The 19,675-nt window shown below is 32.6% G+C and carries 24 protein-coding genes and 1 pseudogene; 5 read left to right on the top strand and 20 right to left on the bottom strand.

Translation table 11 applies throughout. From position 1 onward, the window contains the following. Positions 1–86: 86 nt before the first annotated feature. From glnA to miaA, 4 genes are all read right to left on the bottom strand, one after another. Positions 87–1,424 carry a type I glutamate--ammonia ligase gene (glnA, locus tag ACTJFD_RS10685; RefSeq protein ID WP_442261517.1) on the bottom strand — a complete coding sequence of 446 codons (1,338 nt, stop codon included), beginning with the start codon at positions 1,422–1,424 and terminating at the stop codon, positions 87–89. A 28-nt stretch (positions 1,425–1,452) separates the two neighbouring features. Beyond that, a complete protein-coding gene (locus tag ACTJFD_RS10680) occupies positions 1,453–1,785 on the bottom strand; it encodes a MerR family transcriptional regulator (RefSeq protein WP_442261516.1) in 333 nt (110 codons plus the stop codon). A gap of 102 nt (positions 1,786–1,887) precedes the next feature. Next, on the bottom strand, positions 1,888–3,114 hold the full coding sequence (gene hflX / locus ACTJFD_RS10675) for a GTPase HflX (protein WP_442261538.1): 1,227 nt from the start codon (positions 3,112–3,114) through the stop codon (positions 1,888–1,890). A gap of 13 nt (positions 3,115–3,127) precedes the next feature. After that, positions 3,128–4,066, bottom strand: coding sequence for a tRNA (adenosine(37)-N6)-dimethylallyltransferase MiaA (gene miaA, locus ACTJFD_RS10670; RefSeq protein ID WP_442261537.1), 939 nt, complete (start codon positions 4,064–4,066; stop codon positions 3,128–3,130). Between the two features lie 163 nt (positions 4,067–4,229). Here miaA and ACTJFD_RS10665 point away from each other — a divergent pair, with 163 nt between their 5' ends. Beyond that, entirely contained in the window at positions 4,230–4,400 is a 171-nt protein-coding gene (locus ACTJFD_RS10665; protein WP_442261515.1) for a DUF3042 family protein, read from the top strand. Between the two features lie 44 nt (positions 4,401–4,444). Here the strand turns inward: ACTJFD_RS10665 and ACTJFD_RS10660 are convergent, their stop codons facing one another. The 5 genes from ACTJFD_RS10660 to ACTJFD_RS10640 all read right to left on the bottom strand — a co-directional run bounded on the left by ACTJFD_RS10660 (position 4,445) and on the right by ACTJFD_RS10640 (position 8,185). Beyond that, positions 4,445–5,203: a tyrosine-protein phosphatase gene (locus ACTJFD_RS10660; protein ID WP_442261514.1), complete on the bottom strand. Its 759-nt coding sequence runs from the start codon at positions 5,201–5,203 to the stop codon at positions 4,445–4,447. A gap of 124 nt (positions 5,204–5,327) precedes the next feature. Continuing rightward, a complete protein-coding gene (locus ACTJFD_RS10655; protein ID WP_442261513.1) occupies positions 5,328–5,729 on the bottom strand; it encodes a rhodanese-like domain-containing protein in 402 nt (133 codons plus the stop codon). Positions 5,730–5,752: 23 nt separating this feature from the next. Next, the gene (locus tag ACTJFD_RS10650) at positions 5,753–6,715 is read right to left on the bottom strand and encodes an ROK family glucokinase (protein WP_442261512.1); all 963 of its coding nucleotides are present in this window, start codon (positions 6,713–6,715) and stop codon (positions 5,753–5,755) included. Positions 6,716–6,888: 173 nt separating this feature from the next. Beyond that, positions 6,889–7,623, bottom strand: a complete 735-nt coding sequence (locus tag ACTJFD_RS10645) for a rhomboid family intramembrane serine protease (protein ID WP_442261511.1) — start codon at positions 7,621–7,623, stop codon at positions 6,889–6,891. A 10-nt stretch (positions 7,624–7,633) separates the two neighbouring features. Then, positions 7,634–8,185, bottom strand: coding sequence for a 5-formyltetrahydrofolate cyclo-ligase (locus tag ACTJFD_RS10640; RefSeq protein ID WP_442261510.1), 552 nt, complete (start codon positions 8,183–8,185; stop codon positions 7,634–7,636). 173 nt (positions 8,186–8,358) lie between these two features. Between ACTJFD_RS10640 and ACTJFD_RS10635 the strand changes: the two genes are divergently transcribed. From ACTJFD_RS10635 to ACTJFD_RS10620, 4 genes are all read left to right on the top strand, one after another. Further along, complete coding sequence (locus ACTJFD_RS10635; RefSeq protein ID WP_442261509.1) at positions 8,359–8,718, top strand: YxeA family protein; 360 nt, start codon at positions 8,359–8,361, stop codon at positions 8,716–8,718. Between the two features lie 94 nt (positions 8,719–8,812). Continuing rightward, positions 8,813–9,196, top strand: coding sequence for a hypothetical protein (locus ACTJFD_RS10630; RefSeq protein WP_442261508.1), 384 nt, complete (start codon positions 8,813–8,815; stop codon positions 9,194–9,196). A 443-nt stretch (positions 9,197–9,639) separates the two neighbouring features. Then, positions 9,640–10,407, top strand: a complete 768-nt coding sequence (locus ACTJFD_RS10625; RefSeq protein WP_442261507.1) for a hypothetical protein — start codon at positions 9,640–9,642, stop codon at positions 10,405–10,407. A 114-nt stretch (positions 10,408–10,521) separates the two neighbouring features. Beyond that, a complete protein-coding gene (locus tag ACTJFD_RS10620) occupies positions 10,522–11,238 on the top strand; it encodes a GIY-YIG nuclease family protein (protein WP_442261506.1) in 717 nt (238 codons plus the stop codon). Between the two features lie 488 nt (positions 11,239–11,726). Here ACTJFD_RS10620 and ACTJFD_RS10615 read toward each other — a convergent pair whose 3' ends face one another. The 11 genes and pseudogenes from ACTJFD_RS10615 to ACTJFD_RS10565 all read right to left on the bottom strand — a co-directional run. Continuing rightward, on the bottom strand, positions 11,727–12,668 hold the full coding sequence (locus ACTJFD_RS10615; RefSeq protein ID WP_442261536.1) for a N(5)-(carboxyethyl)ornithine synthase: 942 nt from the start codon (positions 12,666–12,668) through the stop codon (positions 11,727–11,729). A gap of 237 nt (positions 12,669–12,905) precedes the next feature. Continuing rightward, positions 12,906–13,301 carry a DUF805 domain-containing protein gene (locus ACTJFD_RS10610; RefSeq protein ID WP_442261505.1) on the bottom strand — a complete coding sequence of 132 codons (396 nt, stop codon included), beginning with the start codon at positions 13,299–13,301 and terminating at the stop codon, positions 12,906–12,908. A 644-nt stretch (positions 13,302–13,945) separates the two neighbouring features. After that, the gene (locus ACTJFD_RS10605) at positions 13,946–14,527 is read right to left on the bottom strand and encodes a hypothetical protein (protein WP_442261504.1); all 582 of its coding nucleotides are present in this window, start codon (positions 14,525–14,527) and stop codon (positions 13,946–13,948) included. A 154-nt stretch (positions 14,528–14,681) separates the two neighbouring features. Next, positions 14,682–14,999: a hypothetical protein gene (locus ACTJFD_RS10600; RefSeq protein WP_442261503.1), complete on the bottom strand. Its 318-nt coding sequence runs from the start codon at positions 14,997–14,999 to the stop codon at positions 14,682–14,684. A 69-nt stretch (positions 15,000–15,068) separates the two neighbouring features. After that, positions 15,069–15,566 carry a Panacea domain-containing protein gene (locus ACTJFD_RS10595; RefSeq protein WP_442261502.1) on the bottom strand — a complete coding sequence of 166 codons (498 nt, stop codon included), beginning with the start codon at positions 15,564–15,566 and terminating at the stop codon, positions 15,069–15,071. A gap of 183 nt (positions 15,567–15,749) precedes the next feature. Further along, the gene (locus ACTJFD_RS10590; protein WP_442261501.1) at positions 15,750–16,001 is read right to left on the bottom strand and encodes a hypothetical protein; all 252 of its coding nucleotides are present in this window, start codon (positions 15,999–16,001) and stop codon (positions 15,750–15,752) included. 329 nt (positions 16,002–16,330) lie between these two features. Beyond that, positions 16,331–16,882 (bottom strand): hypothetical protein, encoded by a 552-nt coding sequence (locus ACTJFD_RS10585; RefSeq protein WP_442261500.1) that lies wholly within the window; start codon positions 16,880–16,882, stop codon positions 16,331–16,333. A 182-nt stretch (positions 16,883–17,064) separates the two neighbouring features. Continuing rightward, entirely contained in the window at positions 17,065–17,235 is a 171-nt protein-coding gene (locus ACTJFD_RS10580; protein WP_442261499.1) for a hypothetical protein, read from the bottom strand. A gap of 3 nt (positions 17,236–17,238) precedes the next feature. Continuing rightward, positions 17,239–17,511, bottom strand: coding sequence for a hypothetical protein (locus tag ACTJFD_RS10575; protein WP_442261498.1), 273 nt, complete (start codon positions 17,509–17,511; stop codon positions 17,239–17,241). 2 nt (positions 17,512–17,513) lie between these two features. After that, complete coding sequence (locus tag ACTJFD_RS10570; protein ID WP_442261497.1) at positions 17,514–18,323, bottom strand: bifunctional DNA primase/polymerase; 810 nt, start codon at positions 18,321–18,323, stop codon at positions 17,514–17,516. Positions 18,324–18,625: 302 nt separating this feature from the next. Then, positions 18,626–19,675: pseudogene (locus ACTJFD_RS10565) on the bottom strand (phage resistance protein); the annotation flags it as partial.

Below are 19,675 nucleotides of genomic sequence, written 5' to 3'. Positions count from 1 at the left end.
ATATTTTTTAATTTCTATCTAACCAACTATCAACTATAAAGACAAAAATGAGGCTAACTTTTAAGATAGCCTCGTTTCTCTAAAATTTAATATTGTTCTAAGTACTGTTCTCTTTCCCATTCAGAAACTTGTTCTCTAAACGCTGCCCATTCCATCTGTTTAGCAGCCACAAAATTACTATAAAGATGTGTGCCCAATGCTTCTTTAACGACTTCATCTTTTCTCATTGCTTTAACTGCGTTGTGTAATGTAGAAGGTAAATCAGTAATCTGCGCCTCTTTGCGTTCTTCTTCAGTCATCACATAAATATTACGATTAACTTCAGCAGGTGGCGTTATTTGATTCTTAATTCCTGATAAACCTGATTTTAAAAGAGCTGCCATCGCTAAGTATGGATTTGCAGTCGGATCAACCGAACGTAATTCTAACCGGGTTGATAACCCTCTCGAACTAGGAACACGCACTAAAGGTGAACGGTTTTTTCCACTCCAAGCAACATATACGGGTGCCTCAAATCCAGGGACTAATCGTTTATATGAATTTACAATTGGGTTACAAATCGCCGTATAACCTCTGGCATGTTCCAATAAACCACCTAAAAAGTGATAAGCTGTTTGACTCAATTCATCTTTTCCATTTTTATCATAGAAAACATTACCCTCTTCATTAAATAAAGACATATTAATATGCATACCTGAACCTGCAATACCATGTAACGGTTTTGGCATAAAGGTCGCATGCAAACCATGTTTACGTGCAATTGTCCGAACGACTAACTCAAACGTTTGAATATTGTCACAAGCTTCAACAGCATCTGCATATTTAAAATCAATTTCATGTTGTCCAGGTGCACATTCATGATGAGAAGCTTCTACTTCAAAACCTAAACTTTCTAACTCTAAAACAATATCTCGACGACAATTTTCACCTAAATCGATAGGAGCGTAGTCAAAATATCCACCATTGTCATTTAATTGTTGGGTTGGACGACCATCTTCACCTAATTTGAATAAAAAGAATTCCGGCTCAGGTCCAATATTAAATTGAGTAAAGCCCATTTCATTCATCTCTTTTAAAATTCGTTTCAAATTACCACGAGGATCTCCTTCAAAAGGTTGACCATCCGGTTTATAAATATCACAAATCAAACGTGCTACTTTTCCTTTTTCACTTTCCCACGGGAAAATCATCCACGTTGATAAATCTGGATAGAGATACATGTCGCTTTCTTCGATGCGGACAAATCCTTCGATAGAAGAACCATCAAACATCATCTTATTATCTAATACTTTTTCCATTTGACTAATTGGAACTTCAACGTTCTTAATTCTTCCTAAAATATCAGTAAACATTAAACGTAAAAATCTAACATTTTCATTTTTAGCGACTTCAATCATTTGCTCTTTTTTTATATGTTTTTCCATTCCGTTGGTCCCAACCTTCATTATTTTTTTAATGCCGACGATGTAAACCACTTTCATGCATCAAATCTTGATACAAAGCAATTCTGATTTTTTCTTCTGAAACCGTTGCTTCATATGCTTGTTTCAATAACTGTACTTTGATTTCTTTAAGCGTATCTCCGGCATCTAACATGTCTTTAATATCTAGAAGCAAGTCAATATCATTCAAAGAAAATTGCCGTGTATTACTATCATTTCGAGCCGGACAAATGAGTTCCTGTTCTTCATAATATCGAATTTGACGAGCAGACAGCTCTGTTATTTTCATTACAGAACCGATAGGAAACACTGCCAAATTACGCTTTAATTCTCTTCTATTCAACTAGACCACTTCCTTCCATCAAAGGTTATAAAGAGGATACCAAGCGAGGATAAAAATGTCAACAAACCACGTCAGATAATCTAACATGGGTTGCTTTTTATTTTAATTTTCTTGAAACCATTTTGAATTTGGGCGTGCAAAACCCGTCAGTACATACACTTGATTAGCTTCATCAAACTCCCAGGTTTCCAAAAGTGTCGTTCGTTTTAACTCATCCAATAAATAGGCTTCATGAGCTTCTAATTTTATTTTATAACTATCAAATTGTTTTTTAATTTCTTTTGTTACTGCTGAAAATACTAATTCTTCACTATTTTTATTTTTAGCAGAAATTAGGCAATTAGGAAAGAGTGTCGGAATAAATTCTTCCGAACCTAATAAATCTGATTTATTATAAACCGTTAAAACAGGAATATCTGTCATTTCCATTTTTTTTAATAAAGCCAAAACCGTTTTCTCTTGCTGATGTCTATCCGGCGAACTTGCGTCAACTACATGAAGTAACAAATCCATATCTCGACTTTCCTCTAAAGTTGACTGAAAGGCTTCAATCAACTGTGTTGGTAAATCTTGAATAAAACCTACAGTATCTGTTAATGTCATTTGTAACCCCGTTGGTAATTGCCATTTTTTAGTTAAAGGATCAAGGGTAGCAAATAATTGATTCATCGTATAGGCTTCTGATTCTGTCAATTGGTTAAGCAAAGTTGATTTCCCAGCATTTGTATAACCTATCAACCCTACTTGATAGACATTCGCATTCTTCCTTTTTTGACGACTTCGTTTACGATGTTCTCCTGTTTCTCGCAATTCACGTTTAATATAAGTCATTTTATTTCTAATATGACGACGATCGGTCTCTAATTTCGTTTCACCAGGACCTCGGGTACCAATCCCTCCCCCTAAACGCGATAACGAGATCCCTTGTCCAGTTAATCGTGGTAACATATATTTTAATTGTGCTAGCTCTACCTGTAATTGTCCCTCTTTAGAGGTTGCTCGTAAAGCAAAAATATCTAAAATTAATTGAACACGATCAATCACCTTTACTTTAACAGCTTCTTCAATCACAGCTGTTTGTCGTGCGGTAAGTTCATGATTAAAGATAACTAACTCCGCGTCTCTTGACGCGACGAGTGCTTCTAACTCCACTAACTTTCCCTTACCAATAATCGTTCGTTTACTAATCGCTGGTCGTTTTTGTGTCAACTCGCCAACTACCTCACCATGTGCTGTATCTGTTAATCGTTCTAATTCAAGCATTGATTCATCAAATGTTAAATAATTATCTTGAGTTTCAACCCCTACTAATATTGCCTTTTCGATGATAAATCCCTCCTATTTATTGGTTCAACCATCCCGTAATTTCTTTTTCTATTTTCTCAATATCTCCTGGTTCAGTTATTAAATCCCACCAATTGATACTCATTCGATTTCTAAACCAAGTCATCTGACGCTTGGCATATTGTCGTGAATGTTGTTTTATTTTTTCAACTGACGTACTCCATTCCTCATTTCCTTCAAAAAAGGGAAACAATTCTTTATAACCAATTCCCTGGCTCGCTTGAACAGGTCCAAGTTCATACAAAAATTTAGCTTCTTCCAACAAACCTTGGCCTATCATTAAATCAACACGTTTATTGATGCGATCATATAGAATAGTTCGTTCAGTTGTCAAACCTAAAAGATACGCATCATATTGCATGTGATCGACCGCCTTCAAATCAATTTGTTGTTGATCTAAAATACTTTTACCGGTATTTTCAAAAACTTCAAGCGCACGAAGGACCCGTTTTACGTTATTTTGATGGATGACACGTGCAGCTTTTGGGTCTTGGTCTTGCAATAGTAACCACATCGCTTCCTTGCCTTCCTTCGCAGCTCTATCTTCCCAATACTTTCTTCTCATATTTTGATCTATCGTACTTTCTTTTTTCCCAAGTTGAAAATCAAAAAGTAAAGCTTGAATATATAAACCTGTCCCACCAACAATAATTGGAACATGTCCTCGAGCAATAATTTCTTGAATTTTTTGTTCGGCTTCACATTTAAAATCAAACGCAGTATAAGTTTCATCGGGTTCTCTTACATCTAATAAAAAATGAGAGATTCCCTCTTGTTCTTCTTTGGTTGCCTTAGCTGTTCCAATATCAAGTTTTCGATAAACTTGCAATGAGTCACCACTAATAATCTCACCATCAAAACGTTTCGCGAGTTCAATGCTTAAAAATGTTTTTCCAACAGCTGTTGGTCCAACGATAACAATGATCTTTTCCTTCATAACAATCCCCATTCGGTCATTTTTTTCTTCTTTACCTATTCTATCATGCTTCAATCAAATTCGCTTTGAAAATAAAAACTGCTTTTTTTGTCAAATCATTGGCTTTTTGTTCAAAAATACGGCATAATAAAGTTATGAAACAAGAGATAAGGATGTGTCGCATATGAAAAAATTTACATCAGGATTTATTACAGGAACAGCAATGACGCTTGCTGCTTTAGCAGGGGTAGCTGTTGGTTTCAAAAAAATTGTTATTGAACCCGTTGAAGAAAAAGAACAAATGGTGGAAGATAGCCGTCGGAAAGCGATGAGAAAAAGCCACTCTAGATCTTAATTTATAAAAAAAGCCAGTAACAGATTGTTACTGGCTTTTTTTGTCTAATCTTCCAAATACAGTGCGTTAAGTTTAGCTATTTTTTCATCATCCAGGCCCAAACATTCTTTAGCATAATTTTCAATGGTTTGATATTTTTGACGAATTAAAAGCATCGCGTGCTCCATATATGAACGATCAACGGATAAAACTCTCAAAATCGCTTCTTCTTTTTTAGGGTCTAAAGTATCTCCAAAATACGCATGAATCAAACGTTTGTTTTCAGCCGCTCTTTCACTGTTCGTTTTAAGATAATCTTTCAAAACCGCTTCATCAGATACTCCTAATAATTTCAAGAAAAGCATCGCTCCCATTCCGGTTCGATCTTTTCCCGCAAAACAATGAAAGATAAGAGAGCCTTCTTTTTGATTTAATAACTCTTCAAAAAAACCTTGATACCCTTTCTGGGCAGTTGGATCAAAAACAAGTTGTTCATAAGTTTCTTTCATTGTTTGATCTACTTTTTCAACAGTAACTACCTTGAGCATTTCTTTAAAATTTGTCGCGCTATTTTGCGTTCCCGCTAAAATATCAATGTGCAAATACTCAACCCCAGGAAGTTTATCATCCGGTGCTTCAGATATTTCTTGCTTCCCTCTAAAATCAATAATTTTTGTTAAATGATATATTTCTAAAAGAGCTTTTTTATCATTGTCAGATAAATTAACCAATTGAGCTGAACGTAAAACTTTTTTACTTTTCACTTTTTTTCCTGTTTCTGTTTCGATATTACCTAGATCTCTAAAGTTAGCTAAGACTTCCATCCAAATGACACTTCCTTTTCCTCAAGATGTTATTTACTTATTAGCTTTAGTTTAACAACAATTTTAAATAAGGTACAATAAAAACCATATTAAGCCCTAAAATAGGCTAAACATGGTTAAAATTTTATTTCTTTTTAATCTTTCCAGTCCAATCCATGTAGCCACCTTTAAGAATACGGATATCAGTGTAACCATTTTTCTTTAATAAAAGTGCCATGTTGATCGCTATGATTTTTTTATTATCGTAGAGATAAACTGGTTTATCTTTACGAATTGAATTCAAATACTCTTTTTGCGCTCTTGCCATTGTATAAGGTAAACTACGTGCTCCCATAATATGTCCATGATCATACTCACTCTTTTCACGAACATCAATGACTTGAGCAGTTCTCATGTTTTTTTGAAACTCTTCTGTTTCAATCCATTCCGCCGCTCGTTTTCTTTGAATGAAAAAATACAACTGATACAAAGCGTAACCAATCACAATACAAATTAAAACAATATTAAAAACTTTAAAAAAAGACATCAAAAAACCTCACTTCATTAAAATTATTTAAATTGTAACGCAAGTGACGCCGCACCAATTACCCCTGCTTCATTTCCTAACTGAGCTAATTTTATTTTTGTACTTTGATACACTTGCGGAAAAGCAAATTCCTTAAAGTGCTTTTGTACTTGTTCTAATAGGAAATCACCAGCAGCAGAAACGCCCCCACCGATTACAATATGGTTAGGATTTAAAATATTACCTAAATCACCACACGCATATCCTAAATAATAACATACTTTGTCAACAACTAAAAGAGCAAAAGAATCATTCCCCTTAGCTAAATCAAAGACATCTTTACTCGTCACCACTTGTCCATCATCAATCATTTCTTTTAAAGTAGATTCTCCTGAATACTCTTCAGACATCATTCGAGCTAATTTTACAACTCCTGTAGCACTTGCAACTGTTTCTAAACAGCCTTTTTTACCGCATGTGCATTCAAATCCTCCCGGTTCAATCGTCATATGACCAATTTCACCAGCCGCACCAGCCACGCCATGGACCAATTGTGAATTAGCAATAATTCCACCACCAACTCCAGTACCCAATGTCATAAAGATAACATCAGCAGCGTTCTCGCCAGCGCCTTTCCAACGTTCACCTAACGCCGCTACGTTCGCATCATTATCCAAAATAAAAGGAATATTCAATGCTTCTTCAATTGGTTTTTTTATTTCTTGGAGGGTTGACCAATTTAAATTATAGGCTCCTATTACTGTTCCCGCTTCTCGATCAACAGTTCCTGGTGTTCCCATTCCAATCCCAATAAATTCATCACTCGTCATTTCATATAAAGATAAACGATGTTTTATTGATTCAATAATATCAGGTACAATCTTTTTTCCATCATCATTAATATTCGTTTGAATACTCCATTTTTGTTGAATTTCACCATCTTCTGTTAAAATGGCAAATTTAGCTGTTGTTCCACCTAAGTCAATACCGATTAATTTTTTGTTCATGAATTTATTCCTCCCGATACTCTATTATTAATTAGCGTAGATACGCAAGAAACGAACGATCAGTATTTAATTATGCTACGACCATACTTTCTAAAATATTATATCGTTTCCATCCTTAAAAACATAGCGTTTTTACATATTTTGGTTACTCTGCTGAAAATTCTGTCCTTTTGTTAATTAAATCGAAAACCATAAATCAAACAAAAGACTAGCAGGAAGATTAATAAAACAAACGCTAAAATTCGGAAATGAGGATTTATTTTATTTTCCATTCCTCTTCTATTGTTAGGAACTCCTAAAATCAGCATCATTGCAATACCACCAATCACACCACCCAAATGTCCAAAAATATCAACATTTGAATCAAATAAATTTAAAACTAAGTTCATAATAATTAATAATTTCATATTTCGATACATACTACTTATCAGAAAATGACTAGGATACATTTGCCCTAGAATAATAAAGGCACCAAACATACCAAACAATGCTGTGCTCGCTCCTGCTGAAATGGAAAAAGGGTTAGAAAAAGCAAAACTAAGTAAATTTCCAGTAATCCCACTTATCATATAAAGTGCAAAGAAACGCCAATGTCCAATAATAGGTTCTAGAATCCGTCCTACAAAATAAAGGGTTAATGAGTTTATTCCGATATGAACAAAACCAATATGAACAAAAATCGGGGTAATAAATCGCCAATATTGATGGAACTCAGTGACTGCTTGTGAAGTCATTGCCCCAAATGTTAATAAAATACCACTATCTTGAGACCCGTTTAAACTACCCGTAAAAATCCCCATTAATTCCATTAATACAAAAACAATCACTTGAATTGCTAAAAACAAATAGGTTATATAGGGACCGTTTTTAATTTCGTTAAGCCAATTATTTTTTCGTTTTTGATACATTTAATTCCTCCTACTTGATACCATCTATTATTATATTTTTAACTGGTAAATCATAGTGAGATGGTGTCCAGTCATTGCACACCTGCTCTTGAAAAGCCAAACTACATGTCTCATTTTTAAAATCAGCTAAATATCGATCATAATACCCGCCACCAAAACCAACGCGATAACCATTCTCTGAAAAAGCCACCCCTGGAACAATCAATAAATCAATAGCATTCTTTTCAACTTCGCTATCATTTACAGGCTCTTTAACCCCAAAATTAGTCAAATATGTTTCTTCACCGGGGGCATAGTTAACAAAAATCATTTGACGTTCTGGCTTAGTTTTTGGCACCACAATTTTTTTGTTTTCTAACAAAGCCCGTTTTATTAGTTTTAATGTATCAAACTCTTTATCCATTGGTAGAATAGTCCCCACTGTTGTCGCTTGTTTCCAGGCAGAACTTTCACATAGTTGTTCAATAATATTCCACTCTTTTAGTTCTTTCCATTCTTTATTCTGACCCAGTTCTGATAATTTTTTTAATGTTTCTTTTCTAACTTGTTTTTTATCTCTCACGTTCCATCCCTCACTTATCTTTACTTTTAATTAATTAATTCATTATATCACGAATCTTTTTATTTTCTAACGTATATATATCAACCTTAAGTAGGATATAAAAATCAGTCTACTTCATCTTTATTATCAAATTTTTTTAATATATTATTAACAAACGAAAGGATGTCATTGAGATGAAAAAAATATTACTTGGCTTGTTGCTAGCTTTTATTTTTATTGGAGGGCCTAGTTATTGGTACTACATCAACTATTCCACAACCCCTTACTACACCAAAATAAACCAACCTGGAAAGCGCCATTATGACACTGTCGATGGAAATGAAAACAAAAAATTATATTCTTATGAATATCAACTCGATAGTTTTGACCATGAAGGAAACTTAAAAAAAGTCACTTTCAATTCTTTTGGTGATCGTGAATTAAGAAAAAATGCTTATTTAAAAATTAAGCTTAATTCCAAAAAAGGAGTCATGAGTTGGGAAGAAATACAAGAAAATGAATTACCACAAAAAGCCAGTGAACAACTGAAATAACGGAGTTCATACTTAAAATTGAGTTAAATTAATATCTATGTTATCCTTTTTATAAGCACTAAAAAAAGAACGTTTAAAAAAAGGAGAGCTCACTATGGAAAATGATAATCGACTGTTCCAACGTAACTCTGATGACTACTACCAATCAGTTAACACTAATCAAGCAGCAGAAATTTCAACTTTCATTAGTAACTTTAAAAACATTAAACCAAACATGCCTCTTTCTGATTTTTTATTTAATATTGTAACGATTGAACAACAAGATTTCTTTGAGACCTCTGTTTCCTTAGATGAATTTTGTAATTACCTTAATTTTATGGCACAAAAAAAGACTTTCAAGGATTTTGATACATTAGATGCTCAAGATGAAATCAACAAATTTTTAAATGGGACAAGTGAAATAATTGATGGTAATACGAATGATCGAATGATTTTACAAACTCGACTTTCTAGTATGCTTATCAATCAAGTCTTCTAAAAAAGTGGCTCAAGTTAGTAGTAACGTCTAACTTGAGCCACTTTTTATTTAATGTTTTTCAATCACTTCATTATTCCTTTTTAAATTGACGATAGCCACCTTTTTCAAGATGGCTATCTAATTAGTTCTATTTACATTTTAAAGTTGTTCCAATACTATTACTCAATTACAGATTATTTTTCATCTAAACAATGCAATCCCAACCTCTAAAGCATCTTATGTAGCTCTTTAACTACGCCTAAAACAGATTAAACTTCTTAAAAATAAACTCAATATTGCCTATAAATACACCTAATATACATTAATTATAGCACAATACGATAGAAAAAACAAATCAAAGCTATTTGATTAAAACAGACCTATTTGTTTTAATTTGACACTATTAATAACATAACGTTTATAGTAGTATAAAAGTATGTTATTTAAAATGATGAGGTGTTTATATGAGCTTTTTAAAAAAAATTAAAGAACTATCTCAACTAAGAAAAACAATCGAGCACGAAAAACTACAATATAGAAAGAAGAAACATCGGCAACAATCTCAATTAAAAAAAATAAATAATAAAATAAAAAAAGACAAAAATTATCTTGATAGTTTAGCACAACAACTTTCTAATAAAGAGGAAACTATCCAAGCAATGAGACAAGATGTCCAATTGGAAAATGAGCAAATACGTTTAGATATTATTTCAAAAGCTACGTTGAGAGCAGATACTTTAATTTCACAAACTGAAAGTGAAATTTCTCAAAAAAAAGAAACTGCTCAATTAAAAGCAACTCAAATCACTGACGACGCTAACTTAGAATTAGCTTCGCTTCTAGATGCAATCACAACTTCAGAAAAAAAAATAGAAGAACTAAGCAGTGAACAACAAAAACTGACAAAAGAAGTGACACGTTATCAAAATCAAGCTAGAAAATTTAAAGCTGAAATTACCGGCCTAAAAAATTATGAAAAAACTTTTTTAAATTCGACTAACTACTCTATCCAAGAACAAATTCAAGAAGCTGGATCTTTTTTAAAAAAAGACGGTTTACTCGATTCTTTAGTTCAGCTACCACTACATTCCGATCAATCTAAAGAGCTAAAAAAATTAGCAACACAAACACGAAAAGAAATTGATGCTAGCCTAGAAAGATATCGCGAGAGATACCAAACTAAAAGTAATCAAGCAATCTATAATCTCATGATTATTGGCCTACAAGCCTAAATCCAACTATTATTATATCAATTAAATTATCAAAAATTAGAAGAAACAAAATTAAAATTACACGAGATCATTCAAAAATTCCAATTTATTGTCGCTGATGGTAACCAATCAATTTTGCCTACTGTCACTCGCTTTATATCAGAAATTGAACCCCTTTATTTAGAACTCATTCAAATTGAATATCGTTATTACCTAAAACGTCAACAGGAAAAAGAAGAACAACAAGCAATCAGAGAACAAATGAAACAAGAAAAAGAAGAAAAAAAAGCTTTAGAAATTGAACGAAGAAAATTAGATTTAGAGGAAAGTAAATATCAGACTGAGATGAATCGAAATAAAGAACTCCTTGCACAAGAAACAGATAACACTAAAATACTACAACTCCAATCACGGTTAAATGAACTACAACTTCAGCTCAATAATGTAGAAACAAAAAAAGAAGAAGTCACGAACCTAACCTTAGGTAAAGCCGGTTACGTCTATGTCATCTCTAATCTAGGCTCATTTGGTGAAAACATTTTTAAAATTGGGATGACACGACGATTAGAACCTCAACAACGAGTTGATGAACTCGGAAGTGCTTCTGTTCCCTTCAGGTTTGATGTTCATGCGATGATTTTTAGTCATGATGCGGTGCAACTTGAAAACACATTACATAAAAAACTTTCCACCTATCGAGTGAATAAAGTTAATTTTAGAAAAGAGTTTTTCAGGTATGATGTCCTTTCATTAGAAAAATTAGTTGAAGAAACTGACCCTACTGCTGAATTTACGCGAACAATGTTAGCTGAAGAATATCTTCAAACCTTAGCTATCGAAAAAGTTAATTAAAGAATATAAGTATGTGACTACTAACTACAAATAGTTAAGTAAATTGATTATTAAATGTGGAGTAAAAATAGATAAAATAATATTAATGAAGCATATCATCTTTTCAATTGTACAATAAATCGCATCAGTAGATAATATCTATTCCTGCGATTTATTTTTGATAACTAAAAATAAAATCATAAAAAAAACAATTCTATTGCAAAGGTGAGAATGAAAGAGCCTTTGCAATAAAATTGTTTAAACACTATGCTGGAATCATTAATTGATTTCATAAATCACTAAAAAACCAAAAAGATTTCTGTCTCTTCGGCTATTTTTGTATAGAGAATGGATCAATCCTATTCCTTTAATCGTAGTTGAAGCCATCTTTATGGATTAATATAGCTTATGTCGGTTCCACAATCATTCATAATTTCAGAAACTTTCCGATAACTTAAGTTATCTCTTAACACTAACCAACGACTTCTGTAATAATATTTTATAAAAATTTAAGACTCTACTAAATCCACAAACAAACTAATATCTTTAGAATAGACATATTTACTAAATTGTTGACTGATAAGTTCACTGACATTTCGATAGACTAGCGTTGGCGTATTGGGAACCGCATAAAAGTAATGTTTTGTCTCAGCTTCATAACGTATCGGTTGTTCTATACTGGTAAAAACTGTATCCTCAATAGTGTTACCTACATCTGCTGCTACATCAATAATCAAGCAGTTTTCTTTAATCCTTTTCTGATCGTTTTTAGAGAGAATTGCTTCCCCCTCATTCCCTACATCTATGCCATTAATTATAATATCAAATTCAGACAATTCCTTTTTAAACTCAGGCATTGTTTTTCTATAAAACATTCTTACATTATCAGAAAATTTAGATATTGCATGAAGTGAACCTTGAGATACGTTCCCTGATCCTAAAACAGCCACTTTAACGTCATTTGTCGGTAGCAGTCCATAACTTATTAACGCGTGGATTGTTCCAGCATATCCTGCATAAAAACTGTTTTGATAAATAAAATCTTGAGGAATCGACTCCAAATGAAATTCTTCATTCTTGTAAAAAATGGTTGGGTCCTTATTATCTAAATCGATTACCATTAAATTTTTAGGTATCGCTTGTTCTAGCATAAATGATTTTCCAGAACCTTTAGGATGCGTCCAACCAATAATAATTTGATCATTCTGAATATATTTATAGTCGCTAAGTTGTATCAACTTCAAAGAAAAAATACCTCTACATGTTGCAAATATCTCATTACGTTCCAAAATAACTGCACCTTTTTTTTCATAATCTTGATCGGTAATATTCAAACTCTTACCAAAACCAGTTTCAATAAATATCTCATTCTTAAAATTTTTAATATGCTTTGGAAGTAATGGTACTCTCTGCTCATTTGGAAAATTTGATTTAATAAATCCTAATTTGATAATATTTTCCTCCTTATTTACAACAAATCTTACAGTATGCGACATAAGTATACGCCTTATTTCAGCTAATGTCTTTGATACTCCAATTTACTTTACTTAGCTATTTTTCTTTAGACTTCATAAACTCACTCAAATTAAATTTTTCATCCCCAGTTAAAACAAACCCTTCACTCTAATGAAAAAAATCTAAATATAAAAAACGCCTCATTTCGAGACGTTAATCGTTACTTAAATCAATTAATATTCCGATTGGTTCGCTGACCACCTTGTTTCTGTTTTACTTGGTAATATTAGAGTGACGAATATAACAATCTGACCAATTAATGGTATGAGATAGAATAATATCCACCAGTTGCTATGATCTCGATCATGCAATCTTCTAGCACGAACGGTAAAGTTAGCCAACCATATAAGTAAACTTAAAATCATGAAGACTATTGTTATGATATTCCATTCTTTAATAATATTCGTTCCGTCTGACATAAAATCAATGTATCTATATGCTTTAGTGAGAACAGAATACAAAACTAATACAAAATAATTAAGGACTTGTGGCCACCAATATTGAGAACGAGTAGCTGTTGCATTCATCAAGGACATATTATTCCAATATTCTTTATAAGCATTTATCATGAGATCACCTCCTTACTTCAAGTTTAAAACAAATCCGTTCATTGTCAAGAATCTTGACTCTCTAAGGCTAAGGAATCATTATGGTAAAAAAAATTCAAAAAAGACATTTGATTAACAAATATCATACTATTCTTATGACTTATATTTTCAGTGTTGATAATTAATACAACTTATTTTTGATCAGATATCCTTTTTAGTCAAAAAATAATGATATTGGCACCAAAGAAGTTCAACACAGAATTTGGCAATCCAGATATTTCTATGACGTTAGATAGATACACCCATATAATATGAATAAACTGAAAAGCAAGCGATAAATATGCTAATTTCACATATAGGCTTTTAAGTATTTGGTATTCAATTCTAAAAACAACCAAATAAAAAAGGCTCTAATCCCCGTCTGAAAGGGATTAGAGCACTTAATATAAAAGCTTATTTTGTTTCACGGTGTATCGAGCTCTTAAAATCATTAATCACTATAAGCCACTTCTTCTTATTATATAATCATAATTAAATTAGGTTTAAATCATGAGTAATCACAATTGAAAATTTAACCGTATTCAATTGCGTATTCAAAAACTATTATTACGGGCGAGTATATTTATATAGATTAAGAGATGAAAAATCATCTCTTTTTTAGTTATTTATGAAGCATTGCTAAATTTTTTCAATTCTTTTTTTGTATAAATTAATTCTCTTTTATATTCTTTTCCTAAAATATCGGTAAAAGTTATCCAAAGAACAACTTTTTTACCAGTCTTTTCAAATCTTTCCAAGGCAAAATCATTAATACTCTGTGACCTTACTTCATACCCTGTAGTCTTCTCCCTTTCACCTAAAGTTTCAAATTTTGTTGGTTCACCAATCTTTATGAATTCTTCGAGCGGTTGCGGTATGTAGCCACTCTTTTGTGTTGAAAAAAGGCTCTCTTTTAATCTCTTATAAAATGAGGGCTTATAACGAATACTAGAATATATAACGCTATCAGTTACCTTTGATACATTTACAGCCCAAATTATATATTTTGTGTCAGACCTTACACCTATTATTCCTTTATCTTTTTTGTACGTTATTGGTACAATATCAAAGCCTATCAATAATCTTCTTCTATTGTCCTTGCCATAGTATCTAACAGTTAATACTATAGTAATGATAGTTACCACTATTCCTATCCAATCCGCCCAGCTTCCAATTTCTAAACCCATAAATATTGTGTTTTCATTCAAAATATTCACCCCTCATCATTATGATACCTTGTAAACGCAAAAAAATACACCCAAGAAATCGGATGTATTCAGTCACGTATTCAAAAATCTCATTACCACGGGCGAGTTAAAAAAAACTACCTCAAAATAATTTTGAAGGTAGTTTAATAATAAGTTAGATATCCTCAAGATATTTTTGAGCCTTATTCACTATTTCAGAATATTTTTCAGGATATAAACTTTTAAAATCGCATAAATAATTAGCTTTATCAACTTCTCTACTACTGACAGTGCTAATTTTATGACATCTAATATAGCTTGGATCATCATTTAAATTAGTGTCAGGAAAACTTTCTTTAGTTATCTTCTCATCATAATAAGCATCTCTATATCTCGAACACGAAACTTTAGAAACAGGTAAAGTTGTATAGTCAGAATACATGGTATCATTTTCAGATTTGATAAAAAGCATAGGTCTAGCTTTGGTTTTCATTTTTCTTTCTCGGGAATCATAATATCTCATAAAAGTATTTCTTATTTGTCCACAAAACTCCTGCATGACTTAATATACCTCACTCAACACATCTTCAAATTCATCTAAATACATATCATAAACAGGATCATAGATTCTCACTTTTTCTGCGTCCTTTTCAATATCTGAATCTTTTAACTCTACATATCCGTTTTCAGTTTCATTTAAACCACGTCTGCTTTTCAGCCATGATATTTCTTCGTGAGTTTTTTCTCTAAGTTCCCAAGCACTAAACTTACCATAGTCAGCTATCACGCTATCAATTAAATACATTTCCGTATCTGTTAAGTCTTTTACTTTTTGATTGGAAGGTTCTTCAAGAAAATATCTTAAATCTTCCAAGACGGGGCCATGCACCCATCCGATAAAACTTTCATTAAATAATTTTTCGCCAGTTAAAGCAATTGCTTGTCTTTGTAAAAAATACATAAGTTTTTGAAGTTTTAGTTCACTACTTCCGAAATTAGAGCAAGTAATTTCCTCATATCTTTGAACTAAAGCGGTCGCCAATTCTCTTACATTATGCATATATATTCCTCCTTCTATATATACTATGTCTAGATACACCTTAAGTATATACATCAATCTCTGCCAAGTAAAGTTATTTGACAAATCTTAATAATTTTCATCCAGCACAATCTCTAATAGCTCACTAGATACATCACCCTGTAACACACTAATACGTTCCGTACTAGCCAAACTAGATAAGAACTATTTAAAGTATCGCAACCTTATAGAGTGTCGCTCAATACGATTATTAAGCACGTTTAAAGCCATGTCACGCTCTATGACCTTCTTTTCTATGGAAAAAGCCCTAGCCACAATACCTAACTGTGTGTATTCGGTACGAGTTGCCATATTTTGAGAATAGAACTCAACATCTAATAGCTCCTTTTGGTTGTGTAGCATCATAATAGTCTGTGGTAACTTTATATACTTTTCAATCATTGAGTTATCAAACATTGAGTTTTCTCTCCTTTATTTAATTATCTGAAAATGTTAAGTTTTGTGAGGTTCTACTTTCCATCATGTATAATCAAAAAGACGCTATCATTTGTCATTATCAAACTATGAAAAAGGTTAACAATTGTTAACACCATCATCTATAAAAATGTTAGCATCAATACCAATAATAAAACTAAGCAATTACTAGCATTAATACTAGGATTTACTAGTGTTAAACTCAGCCTTAAATAGCTTTGCAACTTTACAACACAACATGAAGCGCAACGCTTTGTTTTTATGTGTATCACATTATCTCAACCTAGCCAAAAACTCATCAGTTTTTCATTTTAAGTCATCCGATTTGTCTTACTATAATTGGGATATTCTTTTTTAACCGACTGTATAAATGCTCTTGCTGGTGCCATGAGGTTGTATAACTCCTCACCTGCTCTAAACATATATATGCCATACCAAAAACGAATATTGTCATATTTACGTTGTTGCATATACTTGGCTTTATAAGGAAATAACCACCTGTGATTCATAAAATCATTAAAGCCTTTTATCCTAAAGTCAAGATCAATCTTTCTGGCTTCTTTTTCAGCACGTCTTACCCAGTACCAATAACTGTTCCTAGTCCTTTGTTGACTGTGATAGGTGAAGTCGTGACACTTATAACACAACCACTCACAACTTTTCAGGTACATTTCACGTCTTGGTTTATCACATACAGGGCAGATAAAAAAAGGTACTTCCCCTTGTCCTAAGTTGCTAGGCTGGTATGTTATATCAATCCTTTGACCTGTTAGAGTAATAGTCTTCCGTTTACCACCAATAGCATCTAACACTCGCTTAGCACTCACTTTAGGGTACAAATCAATTAACCTATCATTACTCATTGTTGTCACCTCTGAAAAATGCCTAAATCCCTAGAGAACTTTAGCATTATGTTGCATACAATCAAAAACAAAAAGGCACAAATAACCAAACCGATATAATCGGAATAATTACTTGTGCCTTCGAGTACTTCGACCAGCTTATTAAGTTACTACTATTATAACATAGAAACGCTTGTAAATGCTTATATAACAGTATTTTCTTCCATTCTTTTATTAATTATTTCCTTGCAATTTACCACTTTCCCATTCTGTACTGTCAGCTCTAACGTACAAAAATCTGATGCTTTAGTTTTCTGTTGAATACCCTTCTCATTAGTGTAAACTACCTCATTAACAAATATTTCATTTTCCATATATTACTTTCCTTTCTCTAATTGTGGGTATGAACCCTCACTCAAACTATTCACACTTGAAAATAGCTTGTCTCTTTCGGTTTCTTCCATAATGTAATACCCTGTTTTCATAAATGGTGAACCTTTACGGATACAATGGGCTTGTCTATGACCGTCTATTTCACCATGGTAATGATCCATATAACAGTACGGACACCAGCACGCCCACATGGTTCTATTCGGTACTTTACGACCTTTTAAAATTGGATACTTCATATTTTCTTTATTTAATCTCATCATTATCCCCTCAATGCACTTTCTACTGTTTTTTCAAACTCTGTTTCAGTAAACCTATCGTTACCCTTCACGTCATTAATAAGCCCCCTCAATGGTTCTATATCAATGTTACACGCTTTGGCATAGCTAACGGCTTTGTATAGGTCATCATTACGTTCATTACTCGTACCGTCTATTATCCGCTGATATGCTTGTTTTCCTAGTCCGCCTTTTCCAGTTGATTCTAGGTGTGAAAAATCATAGTTAGGTAAAATATTCTTAACACTATACTTTTCCATTATTTGATCTCTAAATGTTCCACGACTGCCAAATATTCGCTTTTCAAAGTCTCCGCTATAATGTATTGGTTGTTGACCGTTGCTCTGGTAAACACCTGCTTGCGTCACACTTCCCCCATAGACAAAATAATTGTTTTCATTTGCCTTAATGTCTACGCCTTCCAAATATCCTATTTTCTGTGAGTAATCAATTCCTGTATTTTTCTTAAAAATGACGTGCATACCTCCAGTAGGCGTTGCTTGGATTAAACTATCCATGGCATTTTTATCTAATTCATCATAATACGGTATCGTGGCAAGTGATTTAAAGCCGTTCTCATGTTCTGTATGGTTACAATCTATATCTATACACCAGATGTTACGTGTTAAAGCACCGAGACACTGGCTATACTCATAAGCTTGTCTATTATCATCAATAAATTGTTTATCTATCGTGACATCTTTAAAAGCTAATTTAGGTGTTTTAAATTCATTCAGTGGAATACATTGTATTGAATGTTGCAATAATAAAATTGCCTTATTATACCCATTCATGTTAGTACCTCCTCGTTATTTAATTAGCACATAACCTTCCTAACCCTTATTTCCATATATATATAAAACATAAAAATATGCTATTTCTACCAACATCCTACAAACCATTGGTACAACAACGTTCTTACTTTAATACCTAATTAATAATAAAAAATATTTTAAAATAAGGGTTATAAGAGTTAGGTGTTGTTATATCAACGTTTATAAGAGTTAGGTAAGGGTTATGTGACGGTTAGGTTTTTTTATAAGAGTTAGGTTTTTATTTGCTAAGGGTTAGGCTAACCCTTCCTAACCTATATTTTTTATTCATAACTCTTATTGACTTCGTTATTTATTAATGTACTTACTTGTTCAACTAAATTTTTATCACCAACAGTATGAACCTTAAATACTTGTCCATCTAGCCACTTAGGTTTATTTAATAATACACCTATTTTTTTTACATCTTGTTTGGCTTTATTTTTTCTAAAACTTCCATAGTCCTCTTGTACTGCCTTCTTTAATTCCTCATCAGACGCTAATATAAAACCTTCTTCATGTATTGTTAAAGCCAATATACGTTGTGTTTCAGTTAGATCATCAGCCGTATAATAATTCTTTAGTGTGACATCATCAAATAAAAACTTACCGCCTTTTGATTTTAGATAGTTTAAGCTATGTATTAAAAAAGATATGCTGGCACTCAATGAAGGTTGCCCATTAGGTTGGATAAACTCCCAATATGACTGGAAGAACGCATGGCGTTGTGTTTCCGTCTCATCTTTTGGTCTGTCTTTAAACGCTGATTTAATCGTACGTGACGTATTAGCCTTCATAAAACCAACGTCTACTGTCTCATTTGTATCCAATATGAGTACCGACTCAATAGTAAACTTAATAGAATTGTTTCCAATCGTTCTACCTGATACAGTTTCACACGTTGCTATTTTTCTTAATATTCTCATGTCCTTCTTGTCAATCTCACCAGTTTCATTAGCATAGGCTACATCACAACCATATAGATTAAACCACTCGTTACTGGCTTCTATTCCAGATGATTTTAAGTTGTCAAAATTAACTTTATTGACTTGAAAAATAGTATCGAACGTTTTCATAAACAAACCTTTACCAGTTCTACCAAAATCCTTTAATATAAAGTAATACTCAGGATGAATGAGTTGCATTTTACGATACATGACATAAGCATGAATTAAACTTAGGTTATTAAAACTGTTCTGTTGGTCTGCTACCGTCTTTAGGAAGGTTGCAGCTTGTCTAACACTTAACTCTTGCTTATCAATATCAAAGTAACCAGCGTATAACTCTAATGGCTTAGGTATCCCTTCCATGTATTCTAATGACTGACAATCATA

It is taken from the genome of Vagococcus sp., assembly GCF_052102835.1.
GTDB lineage: Bacteria > Bacillota > Bacilli > Lactobacillales > Vagococcaceae > Vagococcus.
This window is presented reverse-complemented; position numbering and strand designations above follow the sequence as displayed.

Coding starts and splice junctions, on each gene's coding strand:
- ACTJFD_RS10570 (WP_442261497.1), bottom strand. CDS start 18,323: ATGAATGGGTATAATAAGGCAATTTTATTATTGCAACATTCAATACAA.
- ACTJFD_RS10665 (WP_442261515.1), top strand. CDS start 4,230: ATGAAAAAATTTACATCAGGATTTATTACAGGAACAGCAATGACGCTT.
- ACTJFD_RS10660 (WP_442261514.1), bottom strand. CDS start 5,203: ATGGAAGTCTTAGCTAACTTTAGAGATCTAGGTAATATCGAAACAGAA.
- ACTJFD_RS10650 (WP_442261512.1), bottom strand. CDS start 6,715: ATGAACAAAAAATTAATCGGTATTGACTTAGGTGGAACAACAGCTAAA.
- ACTJFD_RS10585 (WP_442261500.1), bottom strand. CDS start 16,882: ATGAGTAATGATAGGTTAATTGATTTGTACCCTAAAGTGAGTGCTAAG.
- glnA (WP_442261517.1), bottom strand. CDS start 1,424: ATGGAAAAACATATAAAAAAAGAGCAAATGATTGAAGTCGCTAAAAAT.
- ACTJFD_RS10635 (WP_442261509.1), top strand. CDS start 8,359: ATGAAAAAAATATTACTTGGCTTGTTGCTAGCTTTTATTTTTATTGGA.
- ACTJFD_RS10610 (WP_442261505.1), bottom strand. CDS start 13,301: ATGATAAATGCTTATAAAGAATATTGGAATAATATGTCCTTGATGAAT.
- ACTJFD_RS10575 (WP_442261498.1), bottom strand. CDS start 17,511: ATGAGATTAAATAAAGAAAATATGAAGTATCCAATTTTAAAAGGTCGT.
- ACTJFD_RS10655 (WP_442261513.1), bottom strand. CDS start 5,729: ATGTCTTTTTTTAAAGTTTTTAATATTGTTTTAATTTGTATTGTGATT.
- ACTJFD_RS10595 (WP_442261502.1), bottom strand. CDS start 15,566: ATGCATAATGTAAGAGAATTGGCGACCGCTTTAGTTCAAAGATATGAG.
- ACTJFD_RS10630 (WP_442261508.1), top strand. CDS start 8,813: ATGGAAAATGATAATCGACTGTTCCAACGTAACTCTGATGACTACTAC.
- ACTJFD_RS10645 (WP_442261511.1), bottom strand. CDS start 7,623: ATGTATCAAAAACGAAAAAATAATTGGCTTAACGAAATTAAAAACGGT.
- ACTJFD_RS10590 (WP_442261501.1), bottom strand. CDS start 16,001: ATGTTTGATAACTCAATGATTGAAAAGTATATAAAGTTACCACAGACT.
- miaA (WP_442261537.1), bottom strand. CDS start 4,066: ATGAAGGAAAAGATCATTGTTATCGTTGGACCAACAGCTGTTGGAAAA.
- ACTJFD_RS10600 (WP_442261503.1), bottom strand. CDS start 14,999: ATGAAAACCAAAGCTAGACCTATGCTTTTTATCAAATCTGAAAATGAT.
- ACTJFD_RS10580 (WP_442261499.1), bottom strand. CDS start 17,235: ATGGAAAATGAAATATTTGTTAATGAGGTAGTTTACACTAATGAGAAG.
- ACTJFD_RS10625 (WP_442261507.1), top strand. CDS start 9,640: ATGAGCTTTTTAAAAAAAATTAAAGAACTATCTCAACTAAGAAAAACA.